The sequence below is a fragment of the Methylobacterium sp. NEAU K genome (assembly GCF_030700285.1).
In the GTDB taxonomy this organism is placed as follows: Bacteria; Pseudomonadota; Alphaproteobacteria; order Rhizobiales; family Beijerinckiaceae; genus Methylobacterium.
The window spans coordinates 217,820-235,999 of record NZ_JAUYZJ010000002.1; the positions used below are offsets into that span (position 1 = coordinate 217,820).

Consider the following 18,180-nt stretch of genomic DNA (forward strand, 5'->3'; position numbering starts at 1 on the left):
CATTCGCAAGGACCCGGTGAAAGCCCGGGTGGCTCTTCCGGCCGCCGATCCGCCGGACCACGCATCCGAGACGCACCTCCGACCGCTCCGAATGCGGCCGCGCGTCTCGTGCGGATTTCTCCATGCAACGCAGCACATCCGGAACCGTCGGCGCTCTCGGCCCGTGGTTCTCAAACATCCGCGGCGACACCCTGTCGGGGATCGTCGTCGCCCTCGCGCTTATCCCGGAGGCGATCGGCTTCTCGGTGATCGCCGGGGTCGACCCCAAGGTCGGCCTCTACGCCTCGGTGGTCATCGCCTGCACCATCGCCTTCGCGGGCGGCCGCCCGGCGATGATCTCGGCCGCCACCGCGGCAACCGCGGTGGTGATGGTCGATCTCGTCCGCGAGCACGGCGTGCAGTACCTGTTCGCCGCGACCATTTTGATGGGGGTGATCCAGATCCTCGCCGGCCTGCTCAGGCTCGGCCGGCTGATGCGGTTCGTCTCGCAGTCGGTGATGACCGGCTTCGTCAACGCGCTGGCGATCCTGATCTTCCTGGCGCAGCTGCCCGAGCTCACCGGCGTCACGCCGGCGACCTATGGGCTGATCGCCCTCGGGCTCGCGATCATCTACGGCTTCCCGCGGATCACGCGGGCGGTCCCGTCGCCGCTCGTGGCGATCGCGGTGCTCACCGCGATCACTGCGGTCTTCCACCTCGACGTGCGCACGGTCTCGCATCTGGGCGCCTTGCCCTCGGCGCTCCCGAGCTTCGCGCTGCCGAACGTGCCCCTGACCCTCGAGACCCTGCGGATCCTGCTGCCCTATGCGGCGACTCTGGCGGCGGTCGGCCTGCTGGAGAGCCTGCTCACCGCGCAGATCGTCGACGACATGACCGATACCGGCAGCAACAAGAACCGGGAATGCATGGGTCAGGGGCTCGCCAACATGGCGTCGGCGGTGTTCGGCGGCATGGGCGGCTGCGCGATGATCGGGCAGTCGGTGATCAATGTCTCCTCGGGGGCGCGGGGCCGGTTGTCGACCCTGGTGGCGGGCGCCTTCCTGCTCCTGCTGCTCGTGGCGCTCCAGGACCTGCTCGCCGTGGTGCCGGTGGCGGCCCTGACAGCCGTGATGATCATGGTCTCGCTGAACACGTTCTCCTGGCGCTCGCTGGCGCAGCTGCGGACCAACCCGCTGCCGTCCTCGGCTGTGATGCTGGCGACCGTGCTGGTCGTGGTGGCCACCAAGGACCTCGCGATCGGCGTCCTAGCCGGGGTGCTCCTGTCCGGCGTGTTCTTCGCCGGCAAGGTGTCGCGGCTGAGCCAGGTGACGTCCACGCTCTCGGGCGACGGCCGGACCCGGACCTACCGCGTCACCGGACAGGTGTTCTTCGCCTCGGCCGGCACCTTCTCGGAGGCGATCGACGTGCTCGAGCCGGTGGAGCGCCTCGTCATCGACGTGCACGCCGCGCATTTCTGGGACATCTCGGCGGTCGCCGCCCTCGATCGCGTGGTCCTCAAGGCCCGGGCTCGCGGACGTGTCGTCGAGGTCGTCGGATTGAACGTCGCGAGCGCGACGTTGGTCGAGCGGTTCGGCATGCACGATAAACCGGGATCCGCACCCTCGCCCGCGGCTCACTGAGGCTGCCGTCCCTCGCACGCCGCGGATGCGTGATCCGAGACGGATAAGAGCCACCCGATGCTCTCAGCGTGTGCCTTCATCGCGCGCGTGTGCGGTCATCGGTCCCTCGTCCGGCACGCGCTCTGCACGGCCGTCGACCGCCCTGTCGTTGCGGTCAGGCCATCGTTCTTGCAGTCTGCTACAGCTGCGCGCAGGTGCGGGCGGCCTCTTGCGCGGCGCGGCGCGCGACCCCATTCCGGGCCGGTGGGTCGGGACTTCGGGCCCGGGAACAGGGATGGCAAAGCGGTGACGACGTTCTCTCCGCGCGAGATCGTGTCCGAACTCGATCGCTTCATCGTCGGGCAGCACGACGCCAAGCGCGCCGTCGCAATTGCGCTCCGCAACCGCTGGCGGCGCCAGCAGCTCACCGGTCCGCTGCGCGAGGAGGTGGCCCCCAAGAACATCCTGATGATCGGCCCGACCGGCTGCGGCAAGACCGAGATCGCCCGGCGGCTCGCCCGGCTCGCCAACGCGCCGTTCCTGAAGATCGAGGCGACCAAGTTCACCGAGGTCGGCTATGTCGGTCGCGATGTCGAGCAGATCGTGCGGGACCTCGTGGAGGTGGCGATCGGCCTGACCCGGCAGGTGAAACGAGAGGCCGTGAAGGCGAAGGCCGAGGCCGCCGCGGAAAATCGCATCCTCGATGCCCTCGTCGGTCCGACCGCAAGCCAGGCCACCCGCGACAGCTTCCGGCGCAAGCTCCGGAACAGCGAGCTCGACGACAAGGAGGTCGAGCTGGAACTGACATCGGGCGCGCCCGCGGGGCTGCCGATGTTCGAGATTCCCGGCGTGCCGGGTGCCTCAATGGGTGCGATCAACATCGGCGACATGCTCGGTAAGGCGCTCGGCGGCCAACGCGGCAAGCCGCGCCGGATTCTGGTGCGGGACGCCTACGCGCCGCTGCTGGCCGAGGAATCCGACAAGCTCGTCGACGACGAGGCGCTGGTGCGCGAGGCGATCAGCGAGGTCGAGAACAACGGCATCGTCTTCCTCGACGAGATCGACAAGATCTGCGCGCGCGAAGGCCGGTCGTCCGGCGACGTATCGCGCGAGGGCGTCCAGCGCGATCTGCTGCCCCTGATCGAGGGGACGACCGTGGCGACGAAGCACGGCCCGGTGAAGACCGACCACGTGCTGTTCATCGCCTCCGGCGCCTTCCACGTCTCGAAGCCGGCCGATCTCCTGCCCGAGCTGCAAGGTCGGCTTCCGATCCGGGTCGAGCTGCAGCCGCTGACCGTGGACGATTTCCGCAAGATCCTCACCTCGACCGAGGCCAGCCTGATCAAGCAGACGGTCGCCCTGATGGAGACCGAGGGCGTGACCCTCACGTTCACCGACGACGCGGTGGATGCGCTGGCCCGCGTCGCTGTCGAGGTGAATTCGTCGGTCGAGAATATCGGCGCCCGCCGCCTCCAGACCGTCCTGGAGCGTGTGATCGACGAGATCTCGTTCACCGCCACCGACCGTTCGGGCGAGACCGTGCCGATCGATGCCGCATACGTACGTGCGCGGGTCGAGGATCTGGCGGCCAACGCGGATCTGAGCCGGTTCATCCTGTGAGCGCCGCCGGGCGGCCGGCGCTGCCTTCGACGCTTCTCCCGGTCGCGGCACTGGTCGCCGGCATGGTCTCGCTGCAATGCGGCGCGACTTTCGCCAAGAGCCTGTTCCCGGCCGTGGGGGCGGCCGGTACGGCGGCCCTGCGGGTCGGCTTCTCGGCGCTGATCCTGATGGCGGTGTGGCGCCCGTGGCGGCACAGCATCTCCCGGTGGGACGCGGGCTGGATCGCGCTCTACGGCGCGGCGCTCGGCCTGATGAACCTGCTGTTTTACTTGGCGCTGGCGCGGCTGCCGCTCGGGCCGGCCGTGGCGATCGAGTTCGCGGGGCCGCTAGCGGTCGCGCTGGCCGCCTCTCGCCGCAGGGCCGATTTCCTGTGGATCGGCGTGGCCGTGCTCGGGCTCGGGCTGCTACTGCCGATTTCCTCGACCAGCGCACTGGACCCGCTCGGCGTCCTGCTGGCCCTCGGCGCGGCCGTGGCCTGGGCGCTCTACATCCTGTGCGGCCAGCGCGCCGGTCGGGTCGACGGGGGGCAGGCGGTGTCGCTCGGGATGCTGGCCGCTGCCCTCGTGGCGGCGCCCTTCGGCGTCGCCGAGGCGGGCATAGGCCTTTTTGCCCCCGACATACTGGCTGCAGGACTCGCGGTGGCGCTGATGTCGAGCGCCCTGCCCTATTCGCTGGAGATGGTCGCCCTGCGCCGGCTCGACCGGAAGAGTTTCGGCGTGCTGATGAGCCTGGAGCCGGCGCTTGCCGCCTGCGCGGGCTTCGCGGTCCTGGGCGAACGGCTCAGCGGCATGCAGTGGCTCGCCATCGGGCTGGTGATCGCGGCATCCGCGGGAATCACCGCCAAGGCCCGGCCGCCGCTGACGGAGGCGGTCACGGTGGACCGCTGAGGACGCTTTACTTGCCCGCGAGGACCCGCGAGGCGACGTTGATGTACTTGCGGCCGGCTTCCTGGGCGTGGAGGACGGCGTCGCCGAGATTCTCCTCGTCGCGCACGCTGGCCAGCTTGATCAGCATCGGCAGGTTGATGCCCGCCACCACCTCGACCGAGCCGCCATTCATGCAGGAGAGCGCAAGATTGGAGGGCGTGCCGCCGAACATGTCGGTCAGCACCACCACGCCTTCTCCACTGTTCACGCGACAGACCGCGGACATGATGTCCCGTCGCCGCAGCTCCATATCGTCTTCCGGCCCGATCGTGATCGTCTCGATCTGATCCTGCGGGCCGACCACGTGCTCCAGAGCGGCCTTGAATTCGGTCGCCAACAGCCCGTGGGTGACGAGCACCATGCCAATCATCGACACGTGTTCCAACGTCCTGTGTCTGCCGCCATGTTGTGCATCGCACAGACACCCACAAGGCGATCGCGACTATTTTGCTCGGACATTCCGGCAATCATGCCACGCGCGCACTCCAGGCGCCATGGGGGATCACCACCGTTGCGCGAATCGCCGGACCTGTGCGGCTGCGAAGTCACGGCCGCTGCTTTCGCAGCGCCGCACGCACCAGGAGCGGCGCCAGCCCTGCGGCCCGGACGCCTGGGTCGAGGACGAGGCGCGGCAGGCGGATTCCGAGGATCTCGGCGTCCGCCGGGGGCTCGGGCAGCCGGGGAGACGACGCAACGAGATCGACGACGAGGTGCACGATCGCGTCCGGGCGTGTGGCGATGCCGAGATCCGCAGCGGAGAGGATGCCCTGCCCGCGGATCTCCACTTGGCCCGCGAGCGCGGGATGTGCCCGGGCGCTGAGACGGCCGGCTCGCCCTTCGCAGATGACCCGGTCGTCCCCCACCAGCGCGCCGTCCTCCGCGGCCGCCAGGAGGAGCGCCAGGCACGACTTGCCCGCACCGGACGGCCCGCGAATCAGGACGCCCGCACCGTCCAGCGCCACGCAGGCCGCGTGCAGCGCCGGCATCAGGCGTGGAGCTGGCGCGGTGCGGCGGGCAGGCGCACGATGAAGCGGGCGCCGCGGATCGTCGGCTCGCCGTCCTCGTCCGGCGCGCCGGGGCGATTCTCGGCGCGAATCGTGCCGCGATGGGCCTGCACGATCTGGCGGGAGATCGAGAGGCCGAGCCCGGAATTCTGCCCGAAGCCCTGCTCAGGCCGGTCGGTGTAGAAGCGCTCAAAGATCCGCTCCAGGGCATGCTCGGGGATGCCCGGCCCCTCATCCTCGCAGACCAGCTCGATCTCGCCGCGCACCCGGCGCAGGGCCACGCGCACCTTGGCATCGGAGGGGGAGAACGAGCGGGCATTGTCGAGGAGATTGTTGACCACCTGTCCCAGCCGGCTGTCATGGCCGATGATCGTGAAGGGCGAATCCTGCTCTGAAAGCGACTCCACGTCGAGCTGGATCAGGCAATCCTTGGGGCGCCGGCGCTCGTTGGCCACCGATACCACGGTGGTCAGCAGCTTTCTGAGATCGACGCGCCGCGCCTCGGCGCGGGCCAGCTCGGCATCGAGGCGTGAGGCGTCGGCGATATCGCTGATCAGCCGGTCGAGCCGCTTCACGTCGTGCTGGATGATCGCCATCAGCCTGCCGCGCGAATCGTCCGACTTGGCGAGCGGCAGGGTCTCGACCGCGCTCCGCAGCGACGTGAGCGGGTTCTTCAGCTCGTGGCTGACATCCGCGGCGAAGCTCTCGATCGCGTCGATGCGCCGGTAGAGCGCCTGCGTCATGTCGCGCAGCGCGCCGGAGAGATGGCCGATCTCGTCGGTGCGCTCGGTGAAGTCGGGGATCTCCTCGCGGGTCTTGATGCCCATGCGGACCTTCTCGGCGGCCTCCGCGAGGCGGCGGACCGGGCCCGCGATGGCCCCGGCGAGCAACGCCGAGAGCACGACCATCACCGCGGAGGCGACGAGAAACACCTGAAGCAGGCCGAATCGCTCCGAGGCGATCACGCGGTCGATCGAGTCGCCCTGTGTCGAGAGCAGCAGCGCGCCGCGCACGGAACCGGCGCGATGGATCGGCACCGCCACCGACACGGTGGTCTCGCCGAGCTTGTTGCGGCGGACCAGGCTGCCGCGATTGCCCCCGAGCGCCGCCTGGACTTCCCGGAGCGAATGGCCGTTGACCGGCCCGGTGTCCTCGGGCTGCGCGGTCCGGCTGCCGAACAGGCCGCTCAGCTTGGTCTGGACCGCCTGGAAGGCGGATTCGAGCATCCCCGCCTTGTGCGGCGCGGCCGCGATCGGGTCGGCGCGGCCCGCATCGCCGCGCTTGAACAGGGTCCGCGTATCGAACAGGAGGCCGCCCTCCTGGTCGTAGACCCGGGCGCGGTTGCCGGTGGGGGTGACCAGCCGCGACAGCAGCGGCGCCACCTTCTCGGGGTTGAGCGAGAAGGCGAGCGGCTGCGATTCCTCCTCGGTGGCCTCGCCCGCCTGCTGCTGGAGGAGCTTGTCGGGGTCGATGCGGATCGTGTCGGTGTCCACCGATGCCGAGGCCGCGATGGCACCGGCGATGATCTCGCCCTGGATCGCGAGGCTCTGGATCCGTGCCTGAATCAGTCCCTGCCGGAACTGGTTGAGGTAGAGGAAGCCGACGAGCAGCGCGATCAGCCCGACGAGGTTGAGCACGACGATGCGGCGCGTCAGGCTCGACGAGGCGCGCTGGCCGATGGAATCCCACAGGGCGCGCGGCCAAGCGAGCGGCCGGGAGAGGGTCTGGGTGAACGAGGCGCGGGGCGGGGCGTCCTCGGCCTGGGCGGGGGTACGGGTGGTCACGTGGCGGATCCTGGGATCACGCCTCCTTGAATCGATAGCCGACGCCGTAGAGCGTCTCGATCATGTCGAAGCTCTGATCGGTCACCTTGAACTTCTTGCGCAGGCGCTTGATGTGGCTGTCGATGGTGCGGTCGTCAACGTAGACTTGGTCGTCGTAGGCCGCATCCATGAGGGCGTTGCGGCTCTTCACCACGCCGGGGCGGTGGGCCAGCGCCTGGAGGATCAGGAATTCCGTGACGGTGAGCGTCACGGGCTCGCCCTTCCAGGTGCAAGTGTGGCGTTCTGGATCCATCATCAGAGAGCCGCGCTCCAGCGAGCGGGCCGCCACCTCGGCCTCGCCCCGCGGGGTGGCACCGGGCGCCTCCTTGGCGAAGCGACGCAGCACCGCCTTCACGCGCTCCACCAGCAGGCGCTGTGAGAACGGCTTATGGATGAAGTCGTCCGCGCCCATCTTGAGCCCGAACAATTCGTCGATCTCCTCGTCCTTCGAGGTCAGGAAGATCACCGGAAGGTCGGATTTCTGCCGCAGGCGCCTGAGAAGTTCCATGCCGTCCATGCGCGGCATCTTGATGTCGAAGATGGCGAGATCGGGCGGGGAATGCCGCAGACCGTCGAGCGCGGAGGCGCCGTCCGTGTAGGTCTGGATGCGGTAGCCTTCGGTCTCAAGCGCGATCGACACGGAGGTGAGAATGTTCCGGTCGTCGTCGACGAGGGCGATGGTCGGCATGCGCGGTCCCTGACTGAACGGGCTCAAGCGCGGTCCCGGCTGTTGGCGCGGGCCGCGCTACGTCCCGGCCCCGAGGGGCAGGCGGAAGCGCGAACGTGGCCGGTTTCGGCGCTGGCCGGTTCGCGCGGAGGGACAGGTGCTTTAGTACGGGCGATCGGAAAAAGCGAGCGGCGGTCATAGCTTGGCCGTAACGGCCGATCTGACGCGGGCCAGACTCCTCGTGCGCCGGACACTAGACCGCTAACGTGGCGGGGGCGTGTCGCAGCATTCGGAAACGGGAGAGACCTGATGGGCGAATCGATCACGGACGAGGCCGGGAAACGGGAGCCCGCCCGTCCGCTCCCGGCGGCCGAGGCGCCATTCGACGCCATAGGCCTGTCGCGGACCCTGCTGCGGAGCATCCGTTCGGGCGCCCTGGCGACCGTCGATCCGGACGGGACGCCCTTCGCCTCCCTGGTGACCATCGCCACGGATTCGGACGGCACCCCGCTGATGCTGCTGTCGCGGCTCTCGGCGCATACGCGCAACCTGCTGGCCGACCCGCGCTGCTCGCTGCTGTTCGCACAGGGCGGCAAGGGCGATCCCCTCGCCCATCCGCGGCTCACCGTGGTCGGCCGCGCCGCCCAGACCACCGCGCCGCAGGCACGCGAGCGCTTCCTCGCCCGCCATCCGAAGGCCAAGCTCTACGCCGACTTCCCGGATTTCGGCTTCTTCGCGCTGGCCCCGGAGGCCGGGCATCTCAACGGCGGCTTCGCCAAGGCCGCGACCCTGACCCGCGACGAACTGCTCCTCGACCTCACCGGGGCGGAAGCGGTGGTCGCGGCGGAGCGCGGGGCGGTCGAGCACATGAACGCCGATCATGCGGACGCTCTGGCTCTCTACGCCGCCGGCTCCGGCGCCGAAGCGGGCCTGCCCTGGCGGCTCACCGGTCTCGACCCGGAGGGCCTGGACCTGATGGCCGGCGAACGGACTGCGCGCGTGACCTACCCGGAGCAGGTCTCGGACATGGGCGCCCTCCGGAAAAGCCTCGTGGCGATGGCGACGCAGGCGCGTGGCGCTGCCGCCGGAACCTGACCGACGCACCTGCAACGCTGGTGATCGCAGAAAAGCATGGCGAAGTGCCGCGCGGTGCACCATATCCGCGCTATGAGCGAGATCCAGACAGACACCTACCCCTTCAGCCTCGACGTGCAGCCGGTCGGCGAGGGCGGCTCCATGTACCAGTGGAGCATCCGCAAGCACGGCAAGTTGCATCAGCGCTCGGATCGGAAGCACCCGACCGAAGCGAAGGCCCGCTCCCACGGCGAGGCCGAGATCGAGCGCCTGATCCGCGACCGCGGCCGCTGATCGGCCGTCCGGGTCAAGCCTGACGGCTCGATGCTTCAGATGGGCGGGGGCTGGATGAATGCCGGCTCCCGCAGCCTGATTCGGACGATTGCGGCCCGCCGCTGCCCGGTGTCCCGGTAGGGCGGAACCATCCGTCGCGCTTGGCGCGTTCCCGCGGCGCTGCTATCTCGCGCGTGAGCCGATCCATCCGAACACGCCCAGACGTCAGACGGTGCGCGCCGTCGCGCGCCCGAACGGAATGCCGATGACAACCCCGATCGACACCATCCGCAATTTCTCGATCGTCGCGCATATCGACCACGGCAAGTCGACCCTGGCGGACCGGCTGATTCAGGCTACCGGCACCGTCGCGCTCCGCGACATGAGCGAGCAGATGCTCGACTCGATGGATATCGAGAAGGAACGGGGCATCACCATCAAGGCGCAAACCGTGCGCCTGGAATACCGGGCTCAGGATGGGCGTGATTACATCCTCAACCTGATGGACACTCCCGGCCACGTCGATTTCGCCTACGAGGTGTCGCGTTCGCTGGCCGCCTGCGAGGGCTCGCTACTGGTGGTGGATGCGAGCCAGGGCGTCGAGGCGCAGACCCTGGCCAACGTCTACCAGGCGCTCGACGCCAACCACGAGATCGTCCCGGTCCTCAACAAGGTCGACCTGCCGGCCGCCGAGCCCGAGCGGGTTAAGGAGCAGATCGAGGAGGTGATCGGCCTCGATGCCTCCAACGCCGTGCCGATCTCGGCCAAGACCGGGCTGAACATCGAGGCCGTGCTCGAAGCGATCGTGACCCGCCTGCCACCGCCCAAGGGCGAACGGGACGCGCCGCTCAAGGCGCTGCTGGTGGACAGCTGGTACGACGCCTATCTCGGCGTCGTCGTGCTGGTGCGCATCATCGACGGCGTGCTCAAGAAGGGCATGAACATCCGGATGATGGGTGCCGACGCGGTACACGGCGTCGACCGGATCGGCGTGTTCCGCCCGAAGATGGCCGATATCGGCGAACTCGGGCCCGGCGAGGTCGGCTTCTTCACCGGCTCGATCAAGGAGGTCGCCGATACCCGCGTCGGCGACACGATCACCGAGGACAAGCGCCAGACGTCCTCGATGCTGCCGGGCTTCAAGGAGGTCCAGGCGGTCGTGTTCTGCGGCCTGTTCCCGGTGGACGCCGCCGAGTTCGAGAACCTCCGCTCGGCCATGGGCCGGCTCCGGCTCAACGACGCGTCGTTCTCCTACGAGATGGAGAGCTCGGCCGCCCTCGGCTTCGGCTTCCGCTGCGGTTTCCTCGGCCTCCTTCACCTGGAGATCATCCAGGAGCGGCTGGAGCGCGAGTTCAACCTCGACCTGATCTCCACGGCGCCCTCGGTGGTCTACCGCCTGCAGATGCGCGACGGCGAGGTCAAGGAACTGCACAACCCGGCCGATATGCCGGACGTGATGAAGATCGAGGCAATCGAGGAGCCCTGGATCCGCGCCACGATCCTGACGCCGGACGAGTATCTCGGCGGCGTTCTCAAGCTCTGCCAGGACCGCCGCGGCGTCCAGATCGACCTCAACTATGTCGGCAAGCGCGCCATGGTGGTCTACGACCTGCCGCTAAACGAGGTGGTGTTCGATTTCTACGACCGGCTGAAGTCGATCTCGAAGGGCTACGCCTCCTTCGACTACCACGTCTCCGACTATCGTGAGGGCGACCTCGTAAAGATGTCGATCCTGGTGAACGCCGAGCCGGTGGACGCCCTCTCGATGCTGGTCCACCGCACGCGGGCGGAATCCCGTGGCCGGGCCATGTGCGAGAAGCTCAAGGACCTGATCCCCCGCCACCTGTTCCAGATCCCGGTCCAGGCGGCGATCGGCGGCAAGATCATCGCCCGCGAGACGATCAAGGCCCTGTCCAAGGATGTGACCGCCAAGTGCTACGGCGGCGACATCTCGCGCAAGCGCAAGCTGTTGGACAAGCAGAAGGAAGGCAAGAAGAAGATGCGCCAGTTCGGGCGCGTGGAGATCCCGCAGGAAGCGTTCATTGCTGCGCTGAAGATGGATGATTGAGGCGTTTCTTGCCTCAGCCGTGTCATTCCAGGGCCGCAAAGCGGAGCCCGGAATGACGTCGGGAATTGACTAAACGTCTAGCCCGGCGGCAGCACGTCGATCTGGATGCCGCTGTAATACGCCGCCAGGTTCGCGATATCCGCGTCCGACAGTTCCTTGGCGACCACGTTCATGATCTCGTTCGAACGCTTGCCGTCCCGGTACTCGGTGAGCGCCTTGACCAGATAGGGCTCCACCTGCCCGGCGAGGTTCGGCGCCTCCGGCAGCTTCGAGAGGCCGTCCATCCCGTGGCAGGTCTGGCAGGCCGTCGCGCGCTTCTTGCCCAGCGCCGCGTCGCCCGCCTGGGCGGAGAACGGGACGAGCGTGGCAGCGAGGAGGAGAAGCGGGCGGATCATCGGCGGGACTCGGGTTGCGCGTCGGTGCTATCCTCCCCGTTGCCGGGGGGAGCTTGAGGTGGGGTCATGCGGGAGGCACCGCGGGGCCTCCTCCTGGGATCACCCCCATCCTGGATCCCTCCCCGCGAGGGGGAGGGAAGCGTCGCAGAAAACTACTTCTCGTACGAGATCCGGTAGATCGCCCCGGCGGAATCGTCCGAGACCAGCAGCGAGCCGTCGAGCATCACCGCCACGTCCACCGGCCGCCCGAGATACTCGCCGTCGCCGGTCAGCCACCCTTCCGCGAACGGCTTGACCGGCCCGAGCTTCCCGTCAGCCCCCATAGGCGCGAACATCACCCGGGCGCCCACGGGCTCGGTGCGGTTCCAGGAGCCGTGCTCGGCGATGAAGATGCCGCCCTTGTAGGGCGCCGGGAACTGCTTGCCGTTGTAGAAGGTCATGCCGAGATCGGCCGCGTGCGGCGCCAATTCGGCAACCGGCGCGACCACGTCCGCGGGCGGGGTCTGGTCCTTGTACTCGACGGTGCGCACCGCGCCGCCGCCGTACCAGGGGAACCCGAAATTCTCGCCGGCCTTGGTGGCGTGGTTCAGCTCGCCCGGCGGGGTGTCGTCGCCCATGCCGTCGACCTGATTGTCGGTGAACCAGAGCGACTTGTCGGTGGCGAAATCCATGCCCACCGAGTTGCGGATGCCGGTGGCGAAGACTTCGCGATTCTTGCCGTCGGCGTCGATGCGGATGATGCCGCCGATGCCGGCCTTCCGGTACAGGTCGAGCTTCTCGGGCGGCGGCACGTTGTAGGGCTGGCCCAGCGCGATGTAGGTCTTGCCGTCCGGCCCGACCCGGCAGACCCGGGCGGTGTGGTTGAAGCTCTCCTCGGCAGCGGGGATGAGCGCGCCTTCCTTGACCAGGATGCCGGCGGCGACATCCGGATTCTCGTAGAAGAATTCGGCGGCCGGGAAGGCGAGAACCCGGTTCTGCTCGACGACGGTGAGCACACCGTCCTTCGAGAAGCAGACGCCGTTGGGGATCTTGAACGTGATGCCCGGCGCGAAGGCGCGGACCTCGTCGGCGACCCGGTCCTTGTCGCGGTCGGTGACCGTGTAGACCTTGTTCTTGCGGGTGCCCACGAACAGCACGCCGGCATTGGGGCCGACCGCGATGGCGCGGGCGTCCGGCACCACGGCGTAGAGGTCGATCTTGAAGCCCTCGGGCAGCTTGATCTTGGTGAGCGTCTTGCGGATCGCGTCGGCGCGCCGGCCGGTCTGCGGGATCTCGGGGGCGGCCTGGGTGTCCGTGCTGTGGAAGCCCTGGAGCTTCTCCAGGTCGTCGGTCTTGGTCTTCGTCTCGGCCGGGGCAGCGCCCTGCGCCAGGGCCGGCAAGGCAAGCGCGGGCATGGCGACGCCCGCCCACAGAGCGGCGATGATAACGGATCGCATAGGTCTTCGTCCTCCCGGCCGCCCTTGGTGTCGGGCGCTTGCCGGCTCGGACATAAGCCACGCCTGCGGACGGGCAAGTTGCACTCGTGACGAGGCCGCTCGCCTGTCGCCCGTCAGGCGACCTTGCGCGGCACGAGACGCTCGCTTCCGAGCGCGGCATCGGCGCCGGAGAGGCCGGACTCGGTGTACTCGGCGTCCTCGTTGACCCGCCAGACATCGTGCCGGCGCCGGCCGCAGAGGATGTTCTCCACGGTCAGCATCGCGGTCATCATGGCGTGGTCCTGGTTGTTGTACTTGTGCATGCCGTTGCGGCCGACGAGGTGCAGGCTCGGGAAGTCCCGTTCCAGCTCGCGCCGCACGGTGACGACGTGGCCGGCATAATCCTCGTCGTAGACCGGGTAGGCCTTGGGCTGCCGGACCACGCAGGCATCGACCACGTCGGCCGGGTCGATCAGCCCGATCTGGCCGATCTCGCGCTTGGCCAGCGCCACGAGCGCGTCGTCCGAAGCGGTCCAGAGCCCGTCGCCCTCGAAGCAGAAATACTCGAGACCCAGGCAGGTATGGTCCGCATCCGGGACCATCTCGGGCGACCACGAGCGGAAATTCTGCACGCGCCCGACCTGAACCGACGGATCGTGGATGTAGATCCAGTTGTCGGGGAAGTCCTTCTGTGACTTGGCGATCAGCGCCACGGTCAGGAAGTCGCGGTACTTGAGCGCCCGCGCGTTGAAGGTGCTGAGCGGGCGCGGCCGGATCGCGTCCACGAGTTCGCGCACGGGCGCCGACGAGATCACGTGGCGGGCCGTGAAGGTCTCGCGGCTGCCGTCGGCGCGGCGGGCCGCCACCGTCCAGATGCCGGTGCCGGCGTCGAAGGCGAGGGAATCGACGCCGCGATCTAGGAGCACCCGGCCGCCCTGGGCCTGGATCTTGGCGGCGGCGGCCTCCCACATCATGCCGGGGCCGCGGCGGGGGTAGCGGAACGACTCGATCAGCGTCTTGATGACCGGGCCGTCCGTCCGGGGGGCCTTGCGCAGGCCGAGCGAGCGCTTGACCCCGTCGCGGATCGCCGCACCGAGATCGAGCCCCTTGATGCGCTGCGCCGCCCAATCCGCCGAGATCGCATCGCACGACATGCCCCAGACCTTCTCGGTGTAGGTCTTGAAGAAGATCGAGAACAGGCGCTCGCCGAACTGGTTGCGGACCCACTGGTGGAAGTTCTTCGGCTCGCGCACGGGTCGCATGCGGGCGAAGAGGTAGGAGGCAACGCAGGCCGCGCTGGTGAAGAGGCCGAGATTCTTCAGAGCCTCGAAGGCCTTGAGCGGATAGGCGTAATATCGGCCGCGGTAATAGATCCGCGACAGCCGCGGGCGCTCGATGAAGTCGTTCGGCAGGATTTCATCCCAGAGATCGACCACCGCCTTGGACTTCGAGAAGAAGCGATGGCCTCCGATGTCGAACAGGTAGCCGTTGTGCGAGACGGTGCGCGAGATACCCCCGACCTGCGCCGGATCGCGCTCGAGGACGGTGACCGACCGCCCCTGCTTCGACAGCAGGTAGGCGGCCGTGAGGCCCGCGGGCCCCGCGCCGATCACCAGCGTCTCGGTGTGGTGGCTCATCCCGTGCTCCGGCTGGCATTTCGGCCGGATCGCGCACCGGCTCGGCCGGAGATTGAACGAGGATGGTTAAGGATCCCCATCACGGCGCATTGACTGGTCCTTAAGCGTATGGCGGCACGTTTCGCCAGGCGCTGGTCCGCAGCGCGCACGGGACTCTGAAGCCGATGCCGCCCGCAGTCGTCGCCCTGCCGGCACGGATCGATCTCCGGACCTTCCTGTGGGCGCTCGTCGCCCTGTCGCTGGCGACGATGAGCGCGCCGCCCGAGATCTGGGACACGATCAGACACCTGCGCGTGCCCGATACCGACGACGCCATGCGGCTCGTCGAGGTGCGCGACCTCCTGGGCGGCCAGGGCTGGTTCGACAACGTGCAGTACCGCTTCCTCCCGCCCGTGGGCGTGCCGAGCCACTGGTCGCGCCTCGTCGACACACCCATCGCGGGGCTGATCCTGGTCCTGACGCCGCTTGCGGGCCGGCCGCTCGCCGAGGGTCTGACGGCCGCGTTCTGGCCCCTGCTGCTGTTCGCGCTGTTCTGCGGCGTGCTCTACCGCGGCGTGCGGGACAGCTTCGGCAGCCGCGCGGCGATCCTGGCGATCCTGGTGGCGACCCAGACCTTCGGGATCACGATCCAGTTCCAGCCGGGCCGCGTCGACCACCACAGCGTGCAGATCCTTGCCATCCTGGGTCTCGCCTTCTGCATGATCCGGGGCGGATTTCGACGCGGCCTCGCAGGAGGCTCGCTCGCGGCCCTGTCGCTGGCGGTCGGCCTGGAGGGCCTACCCTACGTCGCGCTCGGCGCCCTCTACCTCGCGGGCGACTGGTGCTGGCGCGGCCGCCCGGCGCTCCCCGTGCTGAACGGCTTCGGCCTGGGCCTCGGCTTCGCGGCGCCGATCCTGTTCGCCGCACAGACGGCACCGGTGCTCTGGTCTGCCACACGTTGCGACGCGCTCGCGCCGCCCTGGCTGTGGCTGACCGCCGGCGGTCTCGGCTTCACGGTGGCGGCTTTTCGCCTCGACCGGCATCTCGCGACGCCGTGGGCGCGCCTCGGCCTCGCGGTATCGTGCGGCGGCGCCCTCATCGGCGGCTTCGCCCTCGCTTTCCCGGTCTGCCTGGAGGGGCCGTTCCCGGGCATGACGCGGCTGGTCCGGACCCATTGGCTGCTCACCGTCAACGAGATGGCCTCGGTGCCGAAAATCGTCGCCCAGGGTCGGTGGGAGATGCTGGTCTTTCACCCGGTCGTGCTGCTCGCCAGCCTCACGGCAGCCTGGATGGCGTGGCGCGGGACGCGGCGACGCGCCTGGTCGGTGGCGGCGCTGTTCCTGTGGCCGGGGCTGATCCTCGGCGCCTTCCAGTTCCGGGGGCTCTACGTCGCTTCCGCGTTCGTGCCGCTGGTGGCGGGCGCGGTGCTCGACCGCGCCCTGGCGCTGGCCGTCGAGCGCGGGGCCGGGGCCCGGCGCTGGGGCATCGTGACCCTCGGCGGCTGCCTCGTGAGCACGCTCTGGCTGGCGCCCGCGGCCTTGGCCGAATGGCTCGCCCCGGCGGCGCGGACGGCACTCGATCCGGCGGGCGCGATCGCCTGCCAGGGCGACGCGGCCGTGCGGCCCCTGGCGGCGCTGCCCGCCGGGACCGTGCTGGCGCCGATCTTCCTGGGCCCGTCGATCCTTCTGCGCACACCGCACACGATCGTGGCCGCCCCGTACCACCGGGCGATTCCGGGCCTCACCGCGGCCATCGAGGGCCTGGGCGGGACCGAGGCGGACCTCGACCGCGTGCTCGCAGACTTCGGGATCCGCTACCTCGTGGCCTGCCCGGCCCGACCGGCCGACGATCTCCAGGCCGAGCCAGCCTACGCGACCCGCCTCGCCCGCGGCGAGGTCCGGTCCGACCGGCTCCAGCCCGTGGACCTGCCCGGGCCCCTGAAAGTCTGGCGCGTGGTACGCTGACCGGTCAGAGCAGACGGCGATCGAGCCGGATGATCCGGCAGGGATCGCCGGCCGCGGCGGGCGGCTCGTGCGGCGCGCGGACCAGCAAGGCCTCCGCGCGGCCGAGCACCGCCAGCATCGAGGAATCCTGGCGCTGCTCCGGCGTCGCCACAGGCAGCCGGCCGGGCTCGACCGCGAGGCTCGCGCGCATGTAGTCGGCGCGGCCATCATTGGCCGGAAGGTCGCGACCCAGCGTCGCCGGCTCGCTGCGGTCGGCGCCGGCCTGCGGATCGCCCTGCAGGGCCCGAATCGCCGGCACCACGAACAGCAGCCCGCAGACAATGGACGAGACCGGGTTCCCCGGCAGGCCGATGACCAGCATGTCGCCGAGGCGCCCGTGCATCAGCGGCTTGCCCGGACGGAGCGCCACTCGCCAGAACCCGAGTTCCAGGCCCTCCCGGGCCAGCGCCGCCTGGACGAGATCGTGGTCGCCCACGGAGGCGCCGCCCAGCGTCACCAGCAGGTCGGCCCGGGCCTCCCGGGCCCGGCGGAAGGCATCCTCCAGGGCGCCGTGATCGTCGGCGGCGATTCCCAGATCGATGATCTCGGCCCCCGCCTCTGAGGCGAGCGCGGCCAGGGCGAGGCTGTTCGAGGCGACGATCTGGTCCCAGGCCGGCGCGGCGCCGGGCTCCACCAGTTCGTCGCCGGTGGCGAGGATCGCCACCTTGGGCCGGCGTCGGACCGAGAGGCGCGGATGGCCAGCCGCCGCCGCCAGTGCGAGGCGGCGGGCATCCAGGCTCATTCCGGCCGCCAGCAAGGTCTCCCCCGCGCTGAAATCGAGGCCGGCGCGGCGGATGAACCGATTCGGTTCGGCCGGCTCGAGCACCCGGACCGTCGCCCCTTCGGCCTGGGCGTCCTCCTGGATCAGGATCGCGTCCGCACCGTCCGGCACCGGCGCGCCTGTGAAGATCCGCACCGCCTCACCGGGGCCGATGCGCCCGGAAAAGCCGTGGCCGGCCGCGCTGGTGCCGATCAGCCGCAGGCTCGCCCCCGCGACATCGGCATCGGCGCCGCGCAACGCGTAACCGTCCATGGCGGAGGCCGGGAACGGTGGCTGTGTGCGCACGGCAGTGACATCGGCGGCGAGCGTGCGGCCGGCGGCCTGGGCCAGCGGGACGGTCTCGGCCGCCACCGGGCCGGCGACGCTCGCCAGGACCCGCGCCAGCGCCTCGGCGACAGGGATCAGGCCGCCGGTCACGGGGCTTCACGCGCGGCAGGCGCCCGGTAGGCACCGGAGCGGCCGCCATCCTTGGCCACCAGCCGGATGCCCTCGATCCGCATGCCGCGGTCGACCGCCTTGACCATGTCGTAGACCGTGAGGCAGGCGACCGAGACCGCCGTCAGCGCCTCCATCTCGACGCCGGTCGGCCCCTGGACCCGCACCTCGGCGGCGATGCGCAGCCCGGGCAGCGCATCGTCCGGCTCGCACTCGACCCGCACCTTCGACAGGAGCAGCGGGTGGCAGAGCGGGATCAGCTCGTGCGTGCGCTTGGCCGCCATGATCCCGGCGAGCCGCGCGGTACCGATCACGTCGCCCTTCTTGGCATCGCCCTCGCGGATCAGCGCCAGGGTCTCGGGCCGCATCACCACGCTTCCCTCGGCCCGGGCGGTCCGGTCGGTGGCGGGTTTGTCGGTCACGTCGACCATGTTGGCCGCGCCGCTGGTATCGAGATGCGTGAGCGTCGAACCCGGCTGCAT

Annotated in this window: 16 protein-coding genes and 1 other annotated feature; of the genes, 7 read left to right on the top strand and 9 right to left on the bottom strand. The window is 69.5% G+C overall.

Annotated features, from left to right (window positions below; translation table 11 throughout):
* Positions 1 to 6: 6 nt before the first annotated feature.
* Positions 7 to 62, top strand: a sequence feature (sul1 is cis-regulatory element that is thought to sense ions involved in sulfur or methionine metabolism; They are found in Alphaproteobacteria).
* A gap of 60 nt (positions 63 to 122) precedes the next feature.
* The 3 genes from Q8W67_RS02670 (at position 123) to Q8W67_RS02680 (ending at position 4,105) form a co-directional block, all read left to right on the top strand.
* Positions 123 to 1,619 carry a SulP family inorganic anion transporter gene (locus tag Q8W67_RS02670; RefSeq protein WP_305540294.1) on the top strand — a complete coding sequence of 499 codons (1,497 nt, stop codon included), beginning with the start codon at positions 123 to 125 and terminating at the stop codon, positions 1,617 to 1,619.
* A gap of 285 nt (positions 1,620 to 1,904) precedes the next feature.
* On the top strand, positions 1,905 to 3,218 hold the full coding sequence (gene hslU / locus Q8W67_RS02675; RefSeq protein WP_305540297.1) for an ATP-dependent protease ATPase subunit HslU: 1,314 nt from the start codon (positions 1,905 to 1,907) through the stop codon (positions 3,216 to 3,218).
* A gap of 62 nt (positions 3,219 to 3,280) precedes the next feature.
* On the top strand, positions 3,281 to 4,105 hold the full coding sequence (locus tag Q8W67_RS02680; protein ID WP_305540594.1) for a DMT family transporter: 825 nt from the start codon (positions 3,281 to 3,283) through the stop codon (positions 4,103 to 4,105).
* Between the two features lie 7 nt (positions 4,106 to 4,112).
* Here Q8W67_RS02680 and Q8W67_RS02685 read toward each other — a convergent pair whose 3' ends face one another.
* The 4 genes from Q8W67_RS02685 to Q8W67_RS02700 form a co-directional block, all read right to left on the bottom strand.
* Entirely contained in the window at positions 4,113 to 4,514 is a 402-nt protein-coding gene (locus Q8W67_RS02685) for a PTS sugar transporter subunit IIA (protein WP_243973829.1), read from the bottom strand.
* 175 nt (positions 4,515 to 4,689) lie between these two features.
* Positions 4,690 to 5,130 (bottom strand): HPr kinase/phosphorylase, encoded by a 441-nt coding sequence (locus Q8W67_RS02690; RefSeq protein ID WP_305540300.1) that lies wholly within the window; start codon positions 5,128 to 5,130, stop codon positions 4,690 to 4,692.
* Positions 5,130 to 6,932 (bottom strand): sensor histidine kinase, encoded by a 1,803-nt coding sequence (locus tag Q8W67_RS02695; RefSeq protein ID WP_305540303.1) that lies wholly within the window; start codon positions 6,930 to 6,932, stop codon positions 5,130 to 5,132. Before Q8W67_RS02695 ends, Q8W67_RS02690 begins: the two co-directional genes overlap by 1 nt.
* Before the next feature lie 16 nt (positions 6,933 to 6,948).
* Positions 6,949 to 7,659, bottom strand: a complete 711-nt coding sequence (locus Q8W67_RS02700) for a response regulator transcription factor (protein WP_305540306.1) — start codon at positions 7,657 to 7,659, stop codon at positions 6,949 to 6,951.
* A gap of 288 nt (positions 7,660 to 7,947) precedes the next feature.
* On the opposite strand from Q8W67_RS02700, the gene Q8W67_RS02705 reads away from it, so the two are divergent.
* The 3 genes from Q8W67_RS02705 (at position 7,948) to lepA (ending at position 11,053) form a co-directional block, all read left to right on the top strand.
* Complete coding sequence (locus Q8W67_RS02705; RefSeq protein ID WP_305540308.1) at positions 7,948 to 8,733, top strand: HugZ family protein; 786 nt, start codon at positions 7,948 to 7,950, stop codon at positions 8,731 to 8,733.
* Positions 8,734 to 8,769: 36 nt separating this feature from the next.
* Positions 8,770 to 9,006, top strand: a complete 237-nt coding sequence (locus Q8W67_RS02710) for a hypothetical protein (RefSeq protein WP_305540311.1) — start codon at positions 8,770 to 8,772, stop codon at positions 9,004 to 9,006.
* A gap of 244 nt (positions 9,007 to 9,250) precedes the next feature.
* Entirely contained in the window at positions 9,251 to 11,053 is a 1,803-nt protein-coding gene (gene lepA / locus Q8W67_RS02715; RefSeq protein ID WP_305540314.1) for a translation elongation factor 4, read from the top strand.
* Positions 11,054 to 11,130: 77 nt separating this feature from the next.
* Here the strand turns inward: lepA and Q8W67_RS02720 are convergent, their stop codons facing one another.
* The 3 genes from Q8W67_RS02720 to Q8W67_RS02730 form a co-directional block, all read right to left on the bottom strand.
* Positions 11,131 to 11,448: a cytochrome c gene (locus Q8W67_RS02720; protein ID WP_305540317.1), complete on the bottom strand. Its 318-nt coding sequence runs from the start codon at positions 11,446 to 11,448 to the stop codon at positions 11,131 to 11,133.
* 152 nt (positions 11,449 to 11,600) lie between these two features.
* Positions 11,601 to 12,884, bottom strand: a complete 1,284-nt coding sequence (locus Q8W67_RS02725; RefSeq protein ID WP_305540320.1) for a sorbosone dehydrogenase family protein — start codon at positions 12,882 to 12,884, stop codon at positions 11,601 to 11,603.
* A gap of 113 nt (positions 12,885 to 12,997) precedes the next feature.
* Positions 12,998 to 14,500, bottom strand: coding sequence for an NAD(P)/FAD-dependent oxidoreductase (locus tag Q8W67_RS02730; protein ID WP_305540322.1), 1,503 nt, complete (start codon positions 14,498 to 14,500; stop codon positions 12,998 to 13,000).
* Positions 14,501 to 14,664: 164 nt separating this feature from the next.
* Between Q8W67_RS02730 and Q8W67_RS02735 the strand changes: the two genes are divergently transcribed.
* Entirely contained in the window at positions 14,665 to 16,443 is a 1,779-nt protein-coding gene (locus Q8W67_RS02735) for a hypothetical protein (protein WP_305540325.1), read from the top strand.
* Between the two features lie 4 nt (positions 16,444 to 16,447).
* Here Q8W67_RS02735 and glp read toward each other — a convergent pair whose 3' ends face one another.
* Positions 16,448 to 17,680, bottom strand: a complete 1,233-nt coding sequence (gene glp, locus Q8W67_RS02740) for a gephyrin-like molybdotransferase Glp (RefSeq protein ID WP_305540328.1) — start codon at positions 17,678 to 17,680, stop codon at positions 16,448 to 16,450.
* Positions 17,677 to 18,180, bottom strand: coding sequence for a cyclic pyranopterin monophosphate synthase MoaC (gene moaC, locus Q8W67_RS02745; protein WP_305540331.1), 504 nt, complete (start codon positions 18,178 to 18,180; stop codon positions 17,677 to 17,679). The genes glp and moaC overlap by 4 nt, the downstream gene beginning before the upstream one ends.

What these genes read in the sequence shown, in the direction of transcription:
- moaC (WP_305540331.1), bottom strand. Translation starts at nt 18,180, where the DNA reads ATGCAGCCGGGTTCGACGCTCACGCATCTCGATACCAGCGGCGCGGCC.
- Q8W67_RS02690 (WP_305540300.1), bottom strand. Translation starts at nt 5,130, where the DNA reads ATGCCGGCGCTGCACGCGGCCTGCGTGGCGCTGGACGGTGCGGGCGTC.
- Q8W67_RS02685 (WP_243973829.1), bottom strand. Translation starts at nt 4,514, where the DNA reads ATGATTGGCATGGTGCTCGTCACCCACGGGCTGTTGGCGACCGAATTC.
- Q8W67_RS02705 (WP_305540308.1), top strand. Translation starts at nt 7,948, where the DNA reads ATGGGCGAATCGATCACGGACGAGGCCGGGAAACGGGAGCCCGCCCGT.
- Q8W67_RS02730 (WP_305540322.1), bottom strand. Translation starts at nt 14,500, where the DNA reads ATGAGCCACCACACCGAGACGCTGGTGATCGGCGCGGGGCCCGCGGGC.
- Q8W67_RS02735 (WP_305540325.1), top strand. Translation starts at nt 14,665, where the DNA reads ATGCCGCCCGCAGTCGTCGCCCTGCCGGCACGGATCGATCTCCGGACC.
- Q8W67_RS02700 (WP_305540306.1), bottom strand. Translation starts at nt 7,659, where the DNA reads ATGCCGACCATCGCCCTCGTCGACGACGACCGGAACATTCTCACCTCC.
- Q8W67_RS02720 (WP_305540317.1), bottom strand. Translation starts at nt 11,448, where the DNA reads ATGATCCGCCCGCTTCTCCTCCTCGCTGCCACGCTCGTCCCGTTCTCC.
- Q8W67_RS02725 (WP_305540320.1), bottom strand. Translation starts at nt 12,884, where the DNA reads ATGCGATCCGTTATCATCGCCGCTCTGTGGGCGGGCGTCGCCATGCCC.
- Q8W67_RS02670 (WP_305540294.1), top strand. Translation starts at nt 123, where the DNA reads ATGCAACGCAGCACATCCGGAACCGTCGGCGCTCTCGGCCCGTGGTTC.
- Q8W67_RS02680 (WP_305540594.1), top strand. Translation starts at nt 3,281, where the DNA reads ATGGTCTCGCTGCAATGCGGCGCGACTTTCGCCAAGAGCCTGTTCCCG.
- lepA (WP_305540314.1), top strand. Translation starts at nt 9,251, where the DNA reads ATGACAACCCCGATCGACACCATCCGCAATTTCTCGATCGTCGCGCAT.
- Q8W67_RS02710 (WP_305540311.1), top strand. Translation starts at nt 8,770, where the DNA reads ATGGCGAAGTGCCGCGCGGTGCACCATATCCGCGCTATGAGCGAGATC.